The sequence below is a fragment of the Variovorax sp. EBFNA2 genome, assembly GCF_033802765.1.
Lineage (GTDB): Bacteria > Pseudomonadota > Gammaproteobacteria > Burkholderiales > Burkholderiaceae_C > Variovorax > Variovorax paradoxus_H.
In genome coordinates this window covers 6,399,486-6,413,857 of the sequence record NZ_CP138496.1, presented here as the reverse complement: position 1 = coordinate 6,413,857, position 14,372 = coordinate 6,399,486, and the positions used below count along the sequence as shown (strand labels likewise).

The window sequence follows — 14,372 nt, the reverse complement described above, 5'->3', positions numbered from 1 at the left end:
AGCCCACTGCCCATGGCAAACCAAGCCCTGATGGCCAACGCGATCCGCGCGCTGGCAATGGATGCCGTTCAACAAGCAAATTCCGGACATCCGGGCGCACCGATGGGCATGGCCGACATGGCCGTCGCCCTGTGGGGCGAGCACCTGCGCTACAACCCCGCCAACCCGCACTGGTTCGACCGCGACCGCTTCGTGCTGTCCAACGGCCACGCCTCGATGCTGATCTACGCGGTGCTGCACCTCACGGGCTACGACCTGCCCCTGGCCGAGATCAAGAACTTCCGTCAGCTGCACAGCAAGACCGCCGGCCACCCTGAAGTCGACGTCACCCCCGGCGTCGAAACCACCACCGGCCCGCTGGGCCAGGGCATCACCAATGCCGTGGGCTTCGCGCTGGCCGAGAAGCTGCTCGCCGCCGAGTTCAATCGCAAGGACCTGGCCATCGTCGACCACCACACCTACGCCTTCCTGGGCGACGGTTGCATGATGGAAGGCATCAGCCACGAAGCCTGCGCCCTGGCCGGCGCCTGGCACCTGAACAAGCTGATCGCCCTGTACGACGACAACGGCATCAGCATCGACGGCCAGGTCAAGCCCTGGTTCATCGACAACACCGAAGAGCGCTTCAAGGCCTACGGCTGGAACGTCATCGGCCCGATCGACGGCAACGACGCGAAAGAAGTGGCCAAGGCTATCGCCAAGGCCAAGAAGGAAGCGACCAAGCCCACGCTGATCGTCTGCAAGACCACCATCGGCAAGGGCAGCCCGAACCGCGCCGGCACCGCCAAGGCGCACGGCGAGGCGCTCGGCGCCGAAGAAATCACCCTCACGCGCGAAGCCATCGGCTGGCCCTCCCCTGCCTTCGAAATCCCGGCCGAGGTGTACGCCGACTGGGACCACAAGGCCGAAGGCGCCAAGACCGAAGCCGCCTGGAACGACACCTTCGCCGCCTATACGGCCGCGTACCCCGAACTCGCCGCCGAGTTCACGCGCCGCATGAAGGGCGAGCTGCCCAAGAACTTCCACCAGGTCGCATTCGACACCGTGGTCGCCGCCCACACCAAGGGCGAAACCGTGGCCAGCCGCAAGGCCAGCCAGCTCGCGCTGGAAGCCTTCACCGCCGCGCTGCCCGAAATGCTCGGCGGCAGCGCCGACCTCACGGGCTCCAACCTCACCAACACCAAGAGCACCGCCGCGCTGCGCTTCGACGCCAAGACCGGCGCCGTGGTCATGAACGTGCCGGCCGTGGAACCCAAGCAGGGCGCCGAAGACGAGGCCGCACCCGCGCCCGTCGAGCCGCCGCACGGCACCATCGGCCGCCACATCAACTACGGCGTGCGCGAATTCGGCATGGCCGCCATCATGAACGGCGTGGCGCTGCATGGCGGCTACATCCCCTACGGCGGCACCTTCCTCACCTTCAGCGACTACAGCCGCAACGCCATCCGCATGGCCGCGCTCATGAAGCGCCGCGTGGTGCACGTGTTCACGCACGACTCCATCGGCCTGGGTGAAGACGGCCCGACGCACCAGTCGATCGAGCACGCCGCCTCGCTGCGCCTCATTCCCAACCTCGATGTCTGGCGTCCGGGTGACACGGCCGAAACCGCCGTGGCCTGGGCTGTCGCACTGCAGAACGCCACGCGCCCGACCGCGCTGCTGCTGAGCCGCCAGAACATCGCCTACGCCGCCAAGAGCGACCTGGGCGACATCAGCCGTGGTGCCTACGTGCTGTCCGAGCCCGAGAACGTCGGCCTCAAGAACAAGAAGACGGCCGCCGTCATCATCGCCACCGGCTCCGAAGTGCAGCTCGCACTGGCCGCCCAGAAGCTGCTGGCCGACAAGAAGATCGCCGTGCGCGTGGTGTCGATGCCCTCGACCACCACCTTCGACCGCCAGGACCTGGCCTACAAGAAGGCCGTGCTGCCCAAGAAGATCCCGCGCGTCGCGGTCGAAATGGGCTGCACCGACGGCTGGTGGAAGTACGGCTGCGCGGCCGTGGTCGGCATCGACAGCTACGGCGAGTCGGCCCCCGCACCCGTGCTGTTCAAGCACTTCGGTTTCACGGCGGAGAACGTGGCCGCCACCGTGGAAGCGGCCCTGCGCGACTGAGCGTCGCGCGGTTCGTCCGCTTCCCGTCCGATCAAAAAGTTTTTCAACCTTAGGAGCAAGTCAGATGGCTATCAAACTCGGTATCAACGGCTTCGGCCGCATCGGTCGCAACGTGCTGCGCGCAGCCGTGCAGAACTTCAAGAACGACATCGAAATCGTTGCCATCAACGACTTGCTCGAGCCGGAATACCTGGCTTACATGCTCCAGTACGACTCGGTGCATGGCCGCTTCAAGGGTGAAGTGACGGTCGAAGGCAACACGCTGATCGTGAACGGCAAGAAGATCCGCCTGACGCAAGAGCGCGACCCGTCGCAGCTCAAGTGGAACGAAGTCGGCGCCGACATCGTGCTCGAATCGACCGGCCTCTTCCTCACGAAGGAAACCGCGCAGAAGCACATCGACGCAGGCGCCAAGAAGGTGATCCTGTCGGCCCCCTCGAAGGACGACACCCCCATGTTCGTCTACGGCGTGAACGACAAGAAGTACGCCGGCGAAGCCATCATCAGCAACGCCAGCTGCACCACCAACTGCCTGGCCCCGCTGGCCAAGGTGCTGAACGACAAGTGGGGCATCAAGCGCGGCCTGATGACCACCGTGCACGCTGCCACCGCCACGCAGAAGACCGTGGACGGCCCGAGCAACAAGGACTGGCGCGGCGGCCGCGGCATCCTGGAAAACATCATTCCTTCGAGCACTGGCGCTGCCAAGGCCGTGGGCGTGGTGATTCCCGAGCTGAACAAGAAGCTCACGGGCATGAGCTTCCGTGTGCCGACCTCCGACGTGTCGGTGGTCGACCTCGTGGTCGAGCTGGAGAAGGAAGCCACCTACGCCGAGATCTGCGCCGAAATGAAGGCACAGAGCGAAGGCGCGCTGAAGGGCGTGCTGGGCTACACCGAAGACAAGGTCGTCGCTACCGACTTCCGCGGCGACCCGCGCACCTCGATCTTCGACGCCGAAGCCGGCATCGCCCTGGACAGCACCTTCGTGAAGCTCGTGAGCTGGTACGACAACGAATGGGGCTACTCGAACAAGTGCCTCGAGATGGTGAAGGTCGTGTCGAAGTAAGACTTCGCGGCCTCCATAAAAAACGCGCCCTCGGGCGCGTTTTTTCTTGGGCGAATGGTTGTTGAACTGCTCAGCGCAATTTCTCGTTGCGCCGTATCTCGCTGCTGAGTTGCGCCGTCATGCGCGTGGCGGCGCGCCGTGCGGCCAGGCCGTAGTCACCGTTGAACTCGCCGAACTCCGCCGTGCCGTTGCCGACCGCACGCACGCGCGTGACCTCGGCGCCCGCGGTGTCCGTCACCACGCAGGCCACCTCGGCCGTGAACGCGGTGGGCGGCCAGGTGATCCATGAGGACGAGCTCGAATCGGTCTTGATCTGCGGCGTGAACACGAGCGAGATGCCGGTCGCCTCGTTGGCCTTGGCATCGCCCGCGGTACGCAGGACGACCACGTTGCGGTAGACCGCGCGCAGCGCATCGCGGATCGACTTTTCCAAGTCGCGGTACGGGTAGTAGCTCACGCGGTCGCCGCTGCCGCCGGCGGTGATCACCTGCAGATCGCGTTGCGCATCGGTCATCACGTAGGCCACCTTCTTGGGAATGAGGTGGGCCGTCGACCGCGGAGGTGCGGTCTCGGTGATCATCGTGATCGGGTGGGAGCAGCCCGCCAGCAGCACGACGGTGGCCAGCGCTGCGGCCAGTCGGGGGATCGGAGAAGAAGAAAGAAACGACATGGTGCTTCTCCGGCCTTACGGCGCAGACGGCGCAATGGCCGCGACGAATTGCGGGTCGGCATACACCTGCCGCAGCAGCGCCCGCACCAGCCGCGGGTACGCGGCCTGCCCGGCGGGCACGGCCACGATGTTGGCGTAGCTCGAATCGAAGGCGATCTCGCCGCGGTAGGTCTTGCGCAGCCTCTGCGCGGCGTTGCGCGTGACGGTGACTTCGACGTCCATGCGGCCGGAGCCGTTGACCACGCCCAGGTCGAGTTCATTGACGAGGATGCGCGCCGCGATGCGGGTTGGGGCCTTGGGGTCGTAGACCGAAATCTCGCTCAGGTCGCGCATCAGCGCGTCTTCCAGGTACTGGGCGAAAGTGCCGCTGGGCGACACCAGCCTGGCGCGGCGCAGGCGCAAGGTGTTGACGGTGTCGTTGGGGTCGGTCGGCTGCACCTTGCCCACCGCGACCTTGCCGGGGGTGTGGGCCTCGAGCCGGTCGAGCGCCTCGTAATCGGCGGCATAGGGCGGCGCGCCGAGTTGTGCGCAGCCCGTGGCCAGGGCAGCCAGCAGGAGCGCGCCCATGCGCCAGCGCAGACCCAGCGGTCTGAAGACGATCGCCATGTATTGATCCTCCCCTCGTCCGAGATGAGATGTCTTCTTCTCCCCGGCGCGAGGGTAGCAGGCATCGCGCCGCGCGCGAAGGCGGCGGCGGCGCGACGCGGCGAATTCAGATCGGCTCGAGCACGTGGATCAGCTTGCTCTCGGTGAACTCCCGGGTCTGGGCGCTGAAGGCCGCCATGTGCGGCGCGACCCCGTGGGCCTGCAGGGCCGGGAGCGAGGCCCACTTCTCGATGACCACGAAGGTGTCGGGCCCGAAGCTCGCCTTCGACGGCGGAACGCCCTGCGCGTCGATCGTGGCCCCGTACTCGATGCAGCCCTCTTCGGCGAGCACGGCGGCGCGGTTGGCGTGGAAGGCTTCGAGCAGACGGGCGCGCTGGCCGGGCTTGGCGGTGATGACGGCAACGACTTGGATCATGGAACAGGGTCTCCGTGGAAGTGAGGGGGTGATGCGGTGAAGGGAACGACCGAATCTACGAGATCGCGCGCCGCCGCGCAGGTCCGGTGGGCGACAAGGCCGCCGCCCGGCCGCCGCATGCACACGCCGCATGCGACACAGTTACCCGCAAGACACACTCTCGCGCCGCCACTGTCGCGCCGAGGCCATAGGATCAGGTCTTCTTCCGCACCGATCTGCCTTTTGCCATGTTCATCGTCACCCTGACCTACATCCGCCCGCTCGAGGAACTCGACGCTCTGATGGATGCGCATGTCACCTGGCTGAAAAAGCACTACGCCAGCGGCCTGTTCGTGGCCTCGGGGCGCCAGGTGCCGCGCAAAGGCGGCGTGATCCTCGCGCGCTCGGGTGACCGCGAGGGCCTCGAGGCGGTGCTGGCGCGCGACCCCTTCGTGCAGGGCGGCGTCGCGCGCACCGACGTGATCGAGTTCATCCCCAGCATGACCGCGCTGAACGTCGAAGTGCTGCGCGGCTACTGAGCACCGCGCGGCCTCGAACGTCGACCGATCAGGCCCCCGGCACTTCCTCGCGCCCATCCGGGTGCCGTGCAAAGCGCGCGGCGTCGGCGCCATGCACCGGCGCCGGGTCGGCCCAGGGCCAGCCACCGAATTGCGTGCGGCGGTAGTCGGCCATCGTCTGGCTGATCTCGGCCTGCGTGTTCATCACGAACGGGCCGTACTGCGCCACGGGCTCGGCGATCGGGCGGCCCTGCAGCAGCAGGAACTCGCCGTCGCCCTCGGGGCCGTTCAACAGCTCGACCGGCGCGTCGGCGCGCAGCTCGATCGCCGCCGGCCCGTCCACGCGCCGGCCCGCCACCTGCGCGGTCGCGCCCTTGAAGAAATACAGCATGCGCCGCGTGCCCTCGCCCGTGGCGGGCGGCAGCGTCCAGCGCGCGCCGGGCGTCATGCGCAGCGTCCAGATCGCCAGGTCGGCACCGGCCTGCGCGGCCCATGAATCGGGCGGCGGCGCGAGCGGGTCGATGGCGGCTTGGGCCAGCGCGCTATCGCCGCCGAAGCGCCCGGCGATCACCGCCACCTCGGTGCGGCCGCCTTGCGCGTCGTCCGAGGCGAAGCGCGGAATCGCCTCCGACCAGAACATCGTGAAGTGCGGCTGCGCCATCTTGTTCTTCGCCGGCAGGTTGAGCCAGATCTGGAACAGCTCCAGCGGGTTCGGCGCGCTGGCGTCGAGCAGCGGGAACATCTCCGAATGCACGATGCCCTTGCCGGCCGTGAGCCACTGCACGTCGCCGCCGCCGAAGCGCGCGGTGGCGCCCAGCGAATCGGAATGGTCGACCAGGCCCTTGCGCACGATGGTCACCGTCTCGAAGCCGCGGTGCGGGTGCGACGGAAAGCCCGGCACCGTCTCGCCGTGGTACATGCTCCAGCCGTCTTTGCGACTGAAGTCCTGGCCGATCTGGCGGCCGGCCAGCGAGGCCTCGGGGCCCATGCGGCCGTTGGCCTTCGGGTACGCGTCGTCGTGGTAGACGCAGAACAGGAACGGGTCGAGCGTCTGCCACGGGAAGCCGAGCGGCTGGACCTGGACGATGGGAGACGGGCTGCTGCTGCTGCTGCTTTCGTTGCTGTCGGACATGTCGGGACTCCTGGGTGGGGTGGGCACGGCCGCCATGCGGGCCGTGCCTGAACCAGGAATATCGGGGCGCCGCCGCCTTTCGGTAGGTGCCTTCCGCGCAACGATCAAGAGCGCATATGGAACGATGGGCATCGTCCGGGCCGGTGTTACTGCGCGGGCATCTCGGCGTTCGGGTCCATGTAGACCAGCTCCCACAGGTGGCCGTCCAGGTCCTGGAAGCCGTGGCCGTACATGAAGCCGTAGTCCTTCGGCTCGCTGGGCGTCGTGGCGCCAGCGGCCACCGCCTTGGCGACCAGGTCTTCGACCTCGGCGCGGCTCTCGCATGACAGGCACACCAGCACCTCGGTGCTCGTGCGGGTGTCGGTGATGGCCTTGGTCGTGAAGGTCTTGAAGAAGTCTTCCATCAGCAGCATCGCGTGGATGCTGCCTTCGTGGATGACCATGCAGGCGGCGTTGGCGTCGGTGAACTTCGGGTTGAAGGTGTAGCCCAGTGCGCCGAAGAACGCCTTGCTCTTGTCGAGGTTCTTGACGGGGAGGTTCACGAAGATCTGCTTGGTGGCCATGGTGTCTTTCCTGTGTCGATGAAGGGTGGATGGGGTGTTTGCCGACGTCTTGTGTACGCCGTCCACAAAAGATATCAAAGAAAATGGACGGTGTCCACATGATTTTCGCGCCCCCGGAATCGGCCGGCAGCACGTCGCTGAGGGGGAAAAAGAGCGGGCATCATGAACACCATGGAAATCGAGTTCAAGTTCTGCATTCCCCCCGACCGCCTGAAGGCCGTCGACACCGCATTGCGGCGCGGCGCCGTCGTGCGCACGCGCCTGCAAGCCCGCTATTTCGACACCGCCGACCAGCGCCTCGTCGCCGACGGCATGGTGCTGCGCCTGCGCAAGGAGGGCCGGCGCTGGGTGCAGACCGTCAAGGCCGCCGGCGACAACGCGCTGCACCGGCTCGAGCACAACGTCGACCTGGGCACCGGCGCCGCCGCGCCCGCCATCGACCCCGCGCGCCACGCCGACACGCCCGTCGGCGAGCGGCTGGCCCGCCTGCTGCAGCTGGCCGATAGCGTCCCGGTGCCGCTGGTCGAGCGCCAGTCGACCGACATCGTGCGGCTCACGCGCGACCTGCGCGTGAGCGGCCAAGGCGGCGCCGTCGTCGAGATGGCGCTCGACGTCGGCAAGGTCGTCGTGCACGCGGGCACGCCTGCGCAGCGCACCTCGCCCGTGTGCGAGCTGGAGCTCGAACTCAAGAGCGGCGATGTGCAAGGGCTCGTGGCCCTCGCGCGGCGCTGGTCGCAGCAGCACGGCCTGTGGTTCAGCACCGTCTCGAAGGCCGAGCGCGGCATGCGCCTGCTGGCCGAGCAGGAGACCGTGCCCGCCGTCAAGGCCGAAGCGCCGCGCTTCCCGGCCCACGGCCTCGATGGCCGCACCCTCCAGCAGGCCGTGGTCGCGTCGTGCCTGGGCCAGATGCTGCCCAACGCCAGCGAGATCGCCGCAGGCAGCACCGACGAAGAACAGATCCACCAGCTGCGCATCGGCATCCGCCGCCTGCGCACCGCGCTGCGCGAACTCGCGGGGCTCGACGCCGACACGAGCCGCTTCGACGCCGCCGCCTGGGAGCCGCCGCTCGTCGACGCCTTCCGCGCGCTGGGCGACCTGCGCGATCGCGAACAGGTCGTGAAGCTCGCGCAGCCGCGGCTGCGTGAAGCGGGTGCGCCGGAGGTTGATCCGCTCGTGAGCGATGCCGACGCAGCCGCGTCCGCGCTGACGCCCGGCGACATCGTGCGCGCTGCGGCGTTCCAGGACGTGCTGGTGTCGCTCATCGGCTTTACCGCCGCCACGCCGCCGTCGACGGGGTCCGCACCGCTCGCCCCCGACGAGGCCCGCCAGCAGCTGCGCGAACAACTCCAGCGTTTGCACAAGCAGGCCGTGCGCGACGGCGAGCGTTTCGAATCGCTGGCCACCGAGCACCAGCACCGCGCGCGCAAGCGGCTCAAGCGCCTGCGCTACCTGGGGGAGTTCGTCGCGCCGTTGTTCGCCGAAGCGGAAGGCCGCAAAAAGAAGAAGGACGCGGCCGAGCGCTACCTGAAAGCCCTGCGCCCCGCGCAGGACGCGCTGGGCGCGTTCAACGACGAGGCGGTGGCGCTCGCGCTGTACCGCGAGGTCGCATCGCGCGACCCGCGCGCGTGGTTCGCGGTCGGCTGGTTCAGCGCGCGCCGCGCGGCGGGTGCGAAGGCGTGCCGCAAGGCGCTGGAAGAGATCGGCGAGGCGCCGAGGTTCTGGAAGAAGAAGTAGTCACCCGCCGTCGAAGCGAACGCCGGGCCGCGTGGCCCTCGGCGCTCGTCAGCGACTCACTCAGTGATGGTGCCCATGCGCCCCATGCACATGCCGGTGCTCGATTTCCACCGGCAGCGCCGCGCGCACGTCCGTCACCTGCAGGCTGAACTTCAGCGCCTTGCCGGCCCACGGGTGGTTGCCGTCGAGCAGCACGACCGGGCCCTTGATCTTGGTCACGGTGAAGACGTGCTCGGTGCCGTCGTCGAGCCGGCCATGCAGCTGGCCGCCGACCTTCACGCCGGGCGGGAACTCGGTCTTGGGGATGGTGCGCACCAGCGCCTCGTCGCGCAGGCCGAAGGCGTCTTCGGGGGCGAGGTTCAGCGTGGTCTGGAAGCCCTTTTCCTGGCCGTCGAGCGCTTGCTCGATTTTGGGCAGGGTGTTCTCGTAACCGCCATGCAGGTAGGCCATCGGCTCGGGGCTGGCTTCGATGAGCTTGCCCTGGGCGTCGGCGACTTTGTACTTGAGGGTGACGACGGTGTCTTTTTCGATTTTCATGGCGGGCATTTTCTGTGGAAATCGATCCGCGTCCGAAGTCAGGTCATCCGCGCCCGCCACACCTCCGGCAACGCCTCCTCCTCCCGCAGCTTCTGCGTCACCACCGCGATGAACGCCGACACCGCCCGCGGCAGGTGCTTGCGGCTGGGGTAGACCACGCTCAGCCCGTGCCCGGTGCGCTGGTACTGCGGCAGCACCGGCACCAGCCGCCCGGCCTCCACATCGAGCCGCCCCATGGCCGGCGGCAGCAGCGCGATGCCCAGGTCGGCGATGGCGGCCTTGCGCAATGCCTGCGCGGTGTTGCCGCTGAAACGGCCGCCGACCTGCACTTCTTCTTCCTTCCCGCCGGGCCCGGTCAGGCGCCAAGTGGTGCGGCCGCTGGGGTGGGCGGGGGTCACGCAGTCGTGGTCGGCCAGCTCGCCCAGCGTGGCGGGCGTGCCGCGTGCGGCCAGGTAGGCGGGGCTGGCGACGAGGCCGTCGGTGCGCGGGCCGAGCAGCTGGCGGGCGACGTAGCCCGAGTCGGCCAACGCGCCGCCGCGGAAGGCGATGTCGATCTGTTCGGCGATGAGGTCGGCCTTGGCGTCGCTGAGCACGAACTCGATGCGCACCAGCGGGTACGCCGCCAGGAAGTCGGCCACCCAGGCCATGGGGAAGAAGTCGAAGAAATCGGCGGTGGTCGCCACGCGCACCCGGCCGCTGGGTTCCTGGCTGCCGGTGATGAGCGCCTGCCCGGCCTCGACCAGCCCGTCGACCGCCTCGGCGCACTGTTCGTGAAACGCCTCCCCGGCGCCGGTGAGCGTGAGCTTGCGGGTCGAGCGCTGCAGCAGCCGGGTACCGAGCTGCGCCTCCAGCTGCTGGATGCGCCGGCTCACGGTGTTGGGCGGCAGGCCCAGCCGGCGGCCGGCCTCGGCAAAGCTGCCGTGGCGCACCACCTGCACGAAGACGGCGATGTCGTTGAGGTCGAGCATGGCGGGGTCTATTCCTTCTGTTCGTGGACGAGTGCAATCCGACTCTACCGTCTAGTCGATCAATGCGTGCATGCCTAACCTTGGGTCCATGGCCTTGCGGCCTTCGACCACCCCCATTTCATTCAGGAGCACGCACCCCATGACCGGACAGCAACAACAACCCCGCATCGGCATCATCCTCGGCTCGACCCGCGAAGGCCGCTTCGGCGAGAAGCCCGCGCAGTGGATCCACGAGATCGCCAAGCAGCGCACCGACCTGGCCTTCGAGCTGGTCGATCTGCGCGACCACCCGCTGCCCTTTTTCAACGAAGCCGGCGCGCCCGCCTGGGGCCCGGTGAAGAACGAGGCCGCGCAGCGCTGGCAGGCCAAGCTGGCCACCTTCGACGGGCTCATCATCGTCACGCCCGAGTACAACCACGGCCCGAGCGCGGTGCTGAAGAACGCGATCGACTGGGCCTACAAGGAGTTCATCCGCAAGCCGATCGGCTTCGTGGGCTACGGCGGCGTGGGCGCGGCGCGGGCCGTGGAGCAGCTGCGCCTGGTCGCGGTCGAGATGCAGATGGCGCCGGTGCGCCACGCGGTGCACATCGGCATGGTCGAGTTCCTCGGCATCTGGCAGCAGGGCAAATCGTTCGATGACTTCCCGCACCTGGCGCAGTCGGCCACGGGCCTGCTCGACGACATGGCGTGGTGGACCCGCGCACTGAAGACCGCCAGGGAGGCTGTATGAGCGCAGTTGTTGCAACGGACACCCGCGCCATCGTCTACCGCACGCGCGGCGCCAAGCACGGACCGATCACGCGGCTCATGAGCCCTGGCGACCTGGGCGAGTACCTCAAGCCTTTCGTGTTCCTCGACCTGTTCGGCTTCGACACCACGGGCGGCCACAAGGGCTTCGGCATGCACCCGCACTCGGGCATCGCCACGCTGACCTGGCTCATCGAAGGCGACACGCTCTATGAAGACACGACCGGCGAACAGGGCGTGCTGCGCGGCGGCGGCGTCGAGTGGATGCGAGCCGGCAACGGCGTGTGGCACACGGGCGCACCAGCGCCGGGCGTGACGCGCGTGCAGGGCTTCCAGCTCTGGGTGGCGCTGCCGGCCGCTGAAGAAAACGCGCCCGCGCAGAGCATTTACCTCGCGCCCTCGCAGGTGCCGCAGGACGGCCCGGCACGCGTGCTGCTCGGGCGCTACGGCGCGGCGCAAAGCCCCATTCCGGCGCCCTCTCCGATGAACTACCTGGCCGTGCAGCTGAAGGACGGCGAACGCTGGCGCTACACGCCGCCTGCCGGCCACACGGTGGGCTGGGTGGCGGTGAACGCGGGCCGGCTCGACGCGGGCGATGGCACCGGTGGCCCCATCGGCACGGGCGAGCTTGCGGTGTTCGAAGAGTCCGATGCGGCGCTCGAGGTCGTGGCGCAGGGCGACACGTCCTTCGTGCTCGGCTCGGCGGTGCCGCATCCGCACGAGCTGGTGATGGGCCACTACTCGGTCCACACGAGCCGCGCGACGCTCGACCAGGGCGAGGCCGAGATTCGCCGCATCGGCGCGAAGCTGCGCGAGGAAGGCCGGCTCGGCTAGCCTGAACCACGTGTAAGCCAGCATGCGCCGCGCGGGCGGCTGCGCCAGAATCGTTCGCTTCTGTTTTTCTCTCGAACGATCCCGCAGCCGCCCCACGCCATGAATCTCGTCGACGCCTTCGCCGCCCACGCCACCCATTTCATCGACATCCGGCGCGACATCCACGCGCACCCCGAACTCGGTTTCGAAGAGCACCGCACGGCCGAGAAGGTGGCGGGCCTGCTCACCGAATGGGGCATCGAGGTGCACCGCGGCATCGCGGGCACGGGCCTGGTCGGCGTGCTGCGCAAGGGCACGGGCACCCGCACCATCGGCCTGCGCGCCGACATGGACGCGCTGCCGCTGAACGAGGCCAACGACTTCGCCCACAAGTCCACGCACGCGGGCCGCATGCACGCCTGCGGGCACGACGGCCACACGACGATGCTGCTGGCCGCCGCCTGGCACCTGTCGCAGCAGGGGCCCGCCGACTTCGACGGCACGGTGCATTTCATCTTCCAGCCTGCTGAAGAGATGGGCAAGGCCGGCGCGAAGAAGATGATCGACGAGGGCCTGTTCGAGCGCTTTCCGTGCGACGCGGTGTTCGCGCTGCACAACTTCCCGGTCGGCGACGTGGGCCGCTTCGCGCTCAACGAAGGTGCGCTGATGGCGTCGAGCAACACCTACAAGGTCACGCTGCGCGGGCGCGGCACGCACGCCTCGATGCCGCACACCGGCATCGACCCGGTGGCCGCCGTGGTCACGCTGGCGCAGCAGCTGCAGACGATCGTGCCGCGCACCATTCCGAGCACCGAGCGCGCCCTGCTTGCGGTCACGCAGCTGCAGGGATCCGACGCACCGAACGTGATTCCTGATGAAGCTTCGGTGGGCGGCACGGTGCGCACCTTTTCCGTCGAGGCCATCGACAAGATCGAGGCGCGCCTGCGCGAGGTGGCCCAGGGCGTGGCCATGGCGCACGGCTGCACGGCCGACATCTTCTTCAAGCGCTCGTCGCCGCCGGTGGTGAACCACGCGGCCGAGGCGCGCTTTGCGGCCGGCGTGATGCGCGAGGTGGTGGGCGACGACATGGTCACCGACGACTTCCCCGCCGTGATGGGCGCCGAAGACTTCGCGCACATGCTGCTGGCGCGGCCCGGCTGCTACGCCTTCCTGGGCAATGGCGACGGCGACCACCGGCTGGACGGCCACGGGCCCGGCCCTTGCATCATCCACAACACCTCGTTCGACTTCAACGACGAGATCATCCCGATCGGTGCCAGCTACTTCGTGAAGCTGGTGCAGCGCTGGCTGCCGTCGGGCGCCTGACCCATTTTTTTGTTGACGATGAAAGCGGCCCCGCCCATGACTTTTTCTCTGCTGACCCGACGTTCGCTGGCTGCCGCGGCAGCCGCCCTGGCCCTGGGTGGCTTCGGCCTGGCCCATGCGCAGCAGCGCGTGATCCACATCATCGTGCCCTTCGGCACGGGCGCCGTGCAGGACACGGTGGCGCGCGCCTTCAACAACGAGCTGGGCGCCGCGCTCGGCGGCAGCGCCATCGTCGAGAACCGCGCGGGCGCGGGCGGCACGGTGGGCGCGGCGATGGCGGCCAAGGCGCCGGCCGACGGCAACACGCTGGTGCTGGCGGCGGCCAGCCACAACATCGCGGGCTTTCTGTACAGCAAGCTGCCCTACGACCCGCTGAAGGACTTCGTCGGCGTGGCCAACGTGGGCAACGCGGGCTATGTGCTGGCGGTGGCCAGCGGCATGAATGTGGCGAGCACGGCCGACTTCATCAAGGAGGTCAAGGCCAACCCCGGCAAGTACAACTATGCCTCGGCCGGCAACGGCAGCGCCACGCACCTGGCGATGGCGTCGTTCCTCGCGAAGGCGGGGCTGCAGATGACGCACATCCCGACCAAGTCGACCGGCGAGGCCGTGAACGAGGTGCTCGCGGGCCGTGTGCAGGCGGTGATCTCGTCGAGCATCGGCGTGATGGGCTTCCAGGACGACGCGCGCATGAAGCTGCTGGCCTCCACCGGTCAATCGCGCAGCCCGTTCCTGCCGAAGCTGCCGACGGTGGCGGAGAGCGGCTTGCCGGGCTACGCCTTCGATTCGTGGATCGGCCTGCTGGCGCCGGCCGCAACGCCGAAGGCCGAGGTCGAGCGCATCAACGCGGCGGCCAACAAGGTGCTGGCCGATCCGGTGATCCAGGAACGCTTCAAGCGCCTGGGCGTGGAGCCGCGCAGCCAGAGCGCCGAGGCTTTCCAGAAGCTGCTGCGTGCGGACTGGGATGCGATGGGGGTGGTGGTGAAGGCTTCGGGGGCTAAGGTCGACTGACCTTTTGTTCGCTTGGTTTAGCGCTCCTGTTCGGGGCGCGTGCCCGGGCCACCGGGTACTTCCCTCCGCGAATGTCCCCCGCTTCGCTCCTCCTTGATTTCGCTGCGGGAAGCACCCAGTGTCCCGGGCACGCCGGGCGCTGTCGTGGTGCTCCCCGATCCATCACTGCACTGCC

Annotated in this window: 15 protein-coding genes; 8 read left to right on the top strand and 7 right to left on the bottom strand. The window is 68.3% G+C overall.

The genetic code is table 11. The features are described from left to right. Positions 1-12: 12 nt before the first annotated feature. Both RZE79_RS30190 and gap read left to right on the top strand, forming a co-directional pair. Positions 13-2,112, top strand: a complete 2,100-nt coding sequence (locus tag RZE79_RS30190; RefSeq protein WP_319358178.1) for a transketolase — start codon at positions 13-15, stop codon at positions 2,110-2,112. A gap of 64 nt (positions 2,113-2,176) precedes the next feature. Next, positions 2,177-3,178 carry a type I glyceraldehyde-3-phosphate dehydrogenase gene (gene gap / locus RZE79_RS30185; protein ID WP_099794203.1) on the top strand — a complete coding sequence of 334 codons (1,002 nt, stop codon included), beginning with the start codon at positions 2,177-2,179 and terminating at the stop codon, positions 3,176-3,178. 70 nt (positions 3,179-3,248) lie between these two features. Here the strand turns inward: gap and RZE79_RS30180 are convergent, their stop codons facing one another. From RZE79_RS30180 to RZE79_RS30170, 3 genes are all read right to left on the bottom strand, one after another. Next, positions 3,249-3,848: a hypothetical protein gene (locus tag RZE79_RS30180; RefSeq protein ID WP_319358175.1), complete on the bottom strand. Its 600-nt coding sequence runs from the start codon at positions 3,846-3,848 to the stop codon at positions 3,249-3,251. Between the two features lie 15 nt (positions 3,849-3,863). Continuing rightward, a complete protein-coding gene (locus RZE79_RS30175) occupies positions 3,864-4,454 on the bottom strand; it encodes a hypothetical protein (RefSeq protein WP_319358173.1) in 591 nt (196 codons plus the stop codon). 106 nt (positions 4,455-4,560) lie between these two features. Beyond that, on the bottom strand, positions 4,561-4,869 hold the full coding sequence (locus tag RZE79_RS30170; RefSeq protein WP_319358170.1) for a putative quinol monooxygenase: 309 nt from the start codon (positions 4,867-4,869) through the stop codon (positions 4,561-4,563). Between the two features lie 227 nt (positions 4,870-5,096). Between RZE79_RS30170 and RZE79_RS30165 the strand changes: the two genes are divergently transcribed. Next, the gene (locus tag RZE79_RS30165; RefSeq protein ID WP_056575028.1) at positions 5,097-5,387 is read left to right on the top strand and encodes a YciI family protein; all 291 of its coding nucleotides are present in this window, start codon (positions 5,097-5,099) and stop codon (positions 5,385-5,387) included. 28 nt (positions 5,388-5,415) lie between these two features. On the opposite strand, the gene RZE79_RS30160 is transcribed toward RZE79_RS30165, so the two are convergent. Together RZE79_RS30160 and RZE79_RS30155 are read right to left on the bottom strand one after the other, a co-directional pair. Continuing rightward, a complete protein-coding gene (locus RZE79_RS30160; RefSeq protein ID WP_319358165.1) occupies positions 5,416-6,498 on the bottom strand; it encodes a pirin family protein in 1,083 nt (360 codons plus the stop codon). A gap of 146 nt (positions 6,499-6,644) precedes the next feature. After that, entirely contained in the window at positions 6,645-7,061 is a 417-nt protein-coding gene (locus tag RZE79_RS30155; protein ID WP_319358163.1) for a VOC family protein, read from the bottom strand. Between the two features lie 162 nt (positions 7,062-7,223). On the opposite strand from RZE79_RS30155, the gene RZE79_RS30150 reads away from it, so the two are divergent. Further along, positions 7,224-8,795 carry a CYTH and CHAD domain-containing protein gene (locus RZE79_RS30150; protein ID WP_319358161.1) on the top strand — a complete coding sequence of 524 codons (1,572 nt, stop codon included), beginning with the start codon at positions 7,224-7,226 and terminating at the stop codon, positions 8,793-8,795. A gap of 60 nt (positions 8,796-8,855) precedes the next feature. Here RZE79_RS30150 and RZE79_RS30145 read toward each other — a convergent pair whose 3' ends face one another. After that, entirely contained in the window at positions 8,856-9,332 is a 477-nt protein-coding gene (locus RZE79_RS30145) for a peptidylprolyl isomerase (protein WP_319358159.1), read from the bottom strand. A 38-nt stretch (positions 9,333-9,370) separates the two neighbouring features. Continuing rightward, complete coding sequence (locus RZE79_RS30140; protein ID WP_319358157.1) at positions 9,371-10,300, bottom strand: LysR family transcriptional regulator; 930 nt, start codon at positions 10,298-10,300, stop codon at positions 9,371-9,373. 139 nt (positions 10,301-10,439) lie between these two features. On the opposite strand from RZE79_RS30140, the gene RZE79_RS30135 reads away from it, so the two are divergent. From RZE79_RS30135 to RZE79_RS30120, 4 genes are all read left to right on the top strand, one after another. Then, the gene (locus RZE79_RS30135) at positions 10,440-11,030 is read left to right on the top strand and encodes an NAD(P)H-dependent oxidoreductase (RefSeq protein WP_319358155.1); all 591 of its coding nucleotides are present in this window, start codon (positions 10,440-10,442) and stop codon (positions 11,028-11,030) included. Next, positions 11,027-11,881 carry a pirin family protein gene (locus RZE79_RS30130; protein WP_319358153.1) on the top strand — a complete coding sequence of 285 codons (855 nt, stop codon included), beginning with the start codon at positions 11,027-11,029 and terminating at the stop codon, positions 11,879-11,881. Before RZE79_RS30135 ends, RZE79_RS30130 begins: the two co-directional genes overlap by 4 nt. Positions 11,882-11,980: 99 nt before the next feature. Beyond that, the gene (locus RZE79_RS30125; protein ID WP_319358151.1) at positions 11,981-13,186 is read left to right on the top strand and encodes a M20 aminoacylase family protein; all 1,206 of its coding nucleotides are present in this window, start codon (positions 11,981-11,983) and stop codon (positions 13,184-13,186) included. Positions 13,187-13,204: 18 nt separating this feature from the next. Next, positions 13,205-14,197 (top strand): tripartite tricarboxylate transporter substrate-binding protein, encoded by a 993-nt coding sequence (locus RZE79_RS30120; protein WP_319358149.1) that lies wholly within the window; start codon positions 13,205-13,207, stop codon positions 14,195-14,197. The last annotated feature ends 175 nt before the right edge of the window (positions 14,198-14,372 follow it).

Excerpts from the sequence above, each read along its gene's own strand:
- RZE79_RS30170 (WP_319358170.1), bottom strand. The coding sequence starts at position 4,869 with ATGATCCAAGTCGTTGCCGTCATCACCGCCAAGCCCGGCCAGCGCGCC.
- RZE79_RS30150 (WP_319358161.1), top strand. The coding sequence starts at position 7,224 with ATGAACACCATGGAAATCGAGTTCAAGTTCTGCATTCCCCCCGACCGC.
- RZE79_RS30125 (WP_319358151.1), top strand. The coding sequence starts at position 11,981 with ATGAATCTCGTCGACGCCTTCGCCGCCCACGCCACCCATTTCATCGAC.
- RZE79_RS30160 (WP_319358165.1), bottom strand. The coding sequence starts at position 6,498 with ATGTCCGACAGCAACGAAAGCAGCAGCAGCAGCAGCCCGTCTCCCATC.
- gap (WP_099794203.1), top strand. The coding sequence starts at position 2,177 with ATGGCTATCAAACTCGGTATCAACGGCTTCGGCCGCATCGGTCGCAAC.
- RZE79_RS30175 (WP_319358173.1), bottom strand. The coding sequence starts at position 4,454 with ATGGCGATCGTCTTCAGACCGCTGGGTCTGCGCTGGCGCATGGGCGCG.
- RZE79_RS30180 (WP_319358175.1), bottom strand. The coding sequence starts at position 3,848 with ATGTCGTTTCTTTCTTCTTCTCCGATCCCCCGACTGGCCGCAGCGCTG.
- RZE79_RS30165 (WP_056575028.1), top strand. The coding sequence starts at position 5,097 with ATGTTCATCGTCACCCTGACCTACATCCGCCCGCTCGAGGAACTCGAC.
- RZE79_RS30120 (WP_319358149.1), top strand. The coding sequence starts at position 13,205 with ATGAAAGCGGCCCCGCCCATGACTTTTTCTCTGCTGACCCGACGTTCG.
- RZE79_RS30140 (WP_319358157.1), bottom strand. The coding sequence starts at position 10,300 with ATGCTCGACCTCAACGACATCGCCGTCTTCGTGCAGGTGGTGCGCCAC.
- RZE79_RS30135 (WP_319358155.1), top strand. The coding sequence starts at position 10,440 with ATGACCGGACAGCAACAACAACCCCGCATCGGCATCATCCTCGGCTCG.
- RZE79_RS30155 (WP_319358163.1), bottom strand. The coding sequence starts at position 7,061 with ATGGCCACCAAGCAGATCTTCGTGAACCTCCCCGTCAAGAACCTCGAC.
- RZE79_RS30130 (WP_319358153.1), top strand. The coding sequence starts at position 11,027 with ATGAGCGCAGTTGTTGCAACGGACACCCGCGCCATCGTCTACCGCACG.
- RZE79_RS30145 (WP_319358159.1), bottom strand. The coding sequence starts at position 9,332 with ATGAAAATCGAAAAAGACACCGTCGTCACCCTCAAGTACAAAGTCGCC.
- RZE79_RS30190 (WP_319358178.1), top strand. The coding sequence starts at position 13 with ATGGCAAACCAAGCCCTGATGGCCAACGCGATCCGCGCGCTGGCAATG.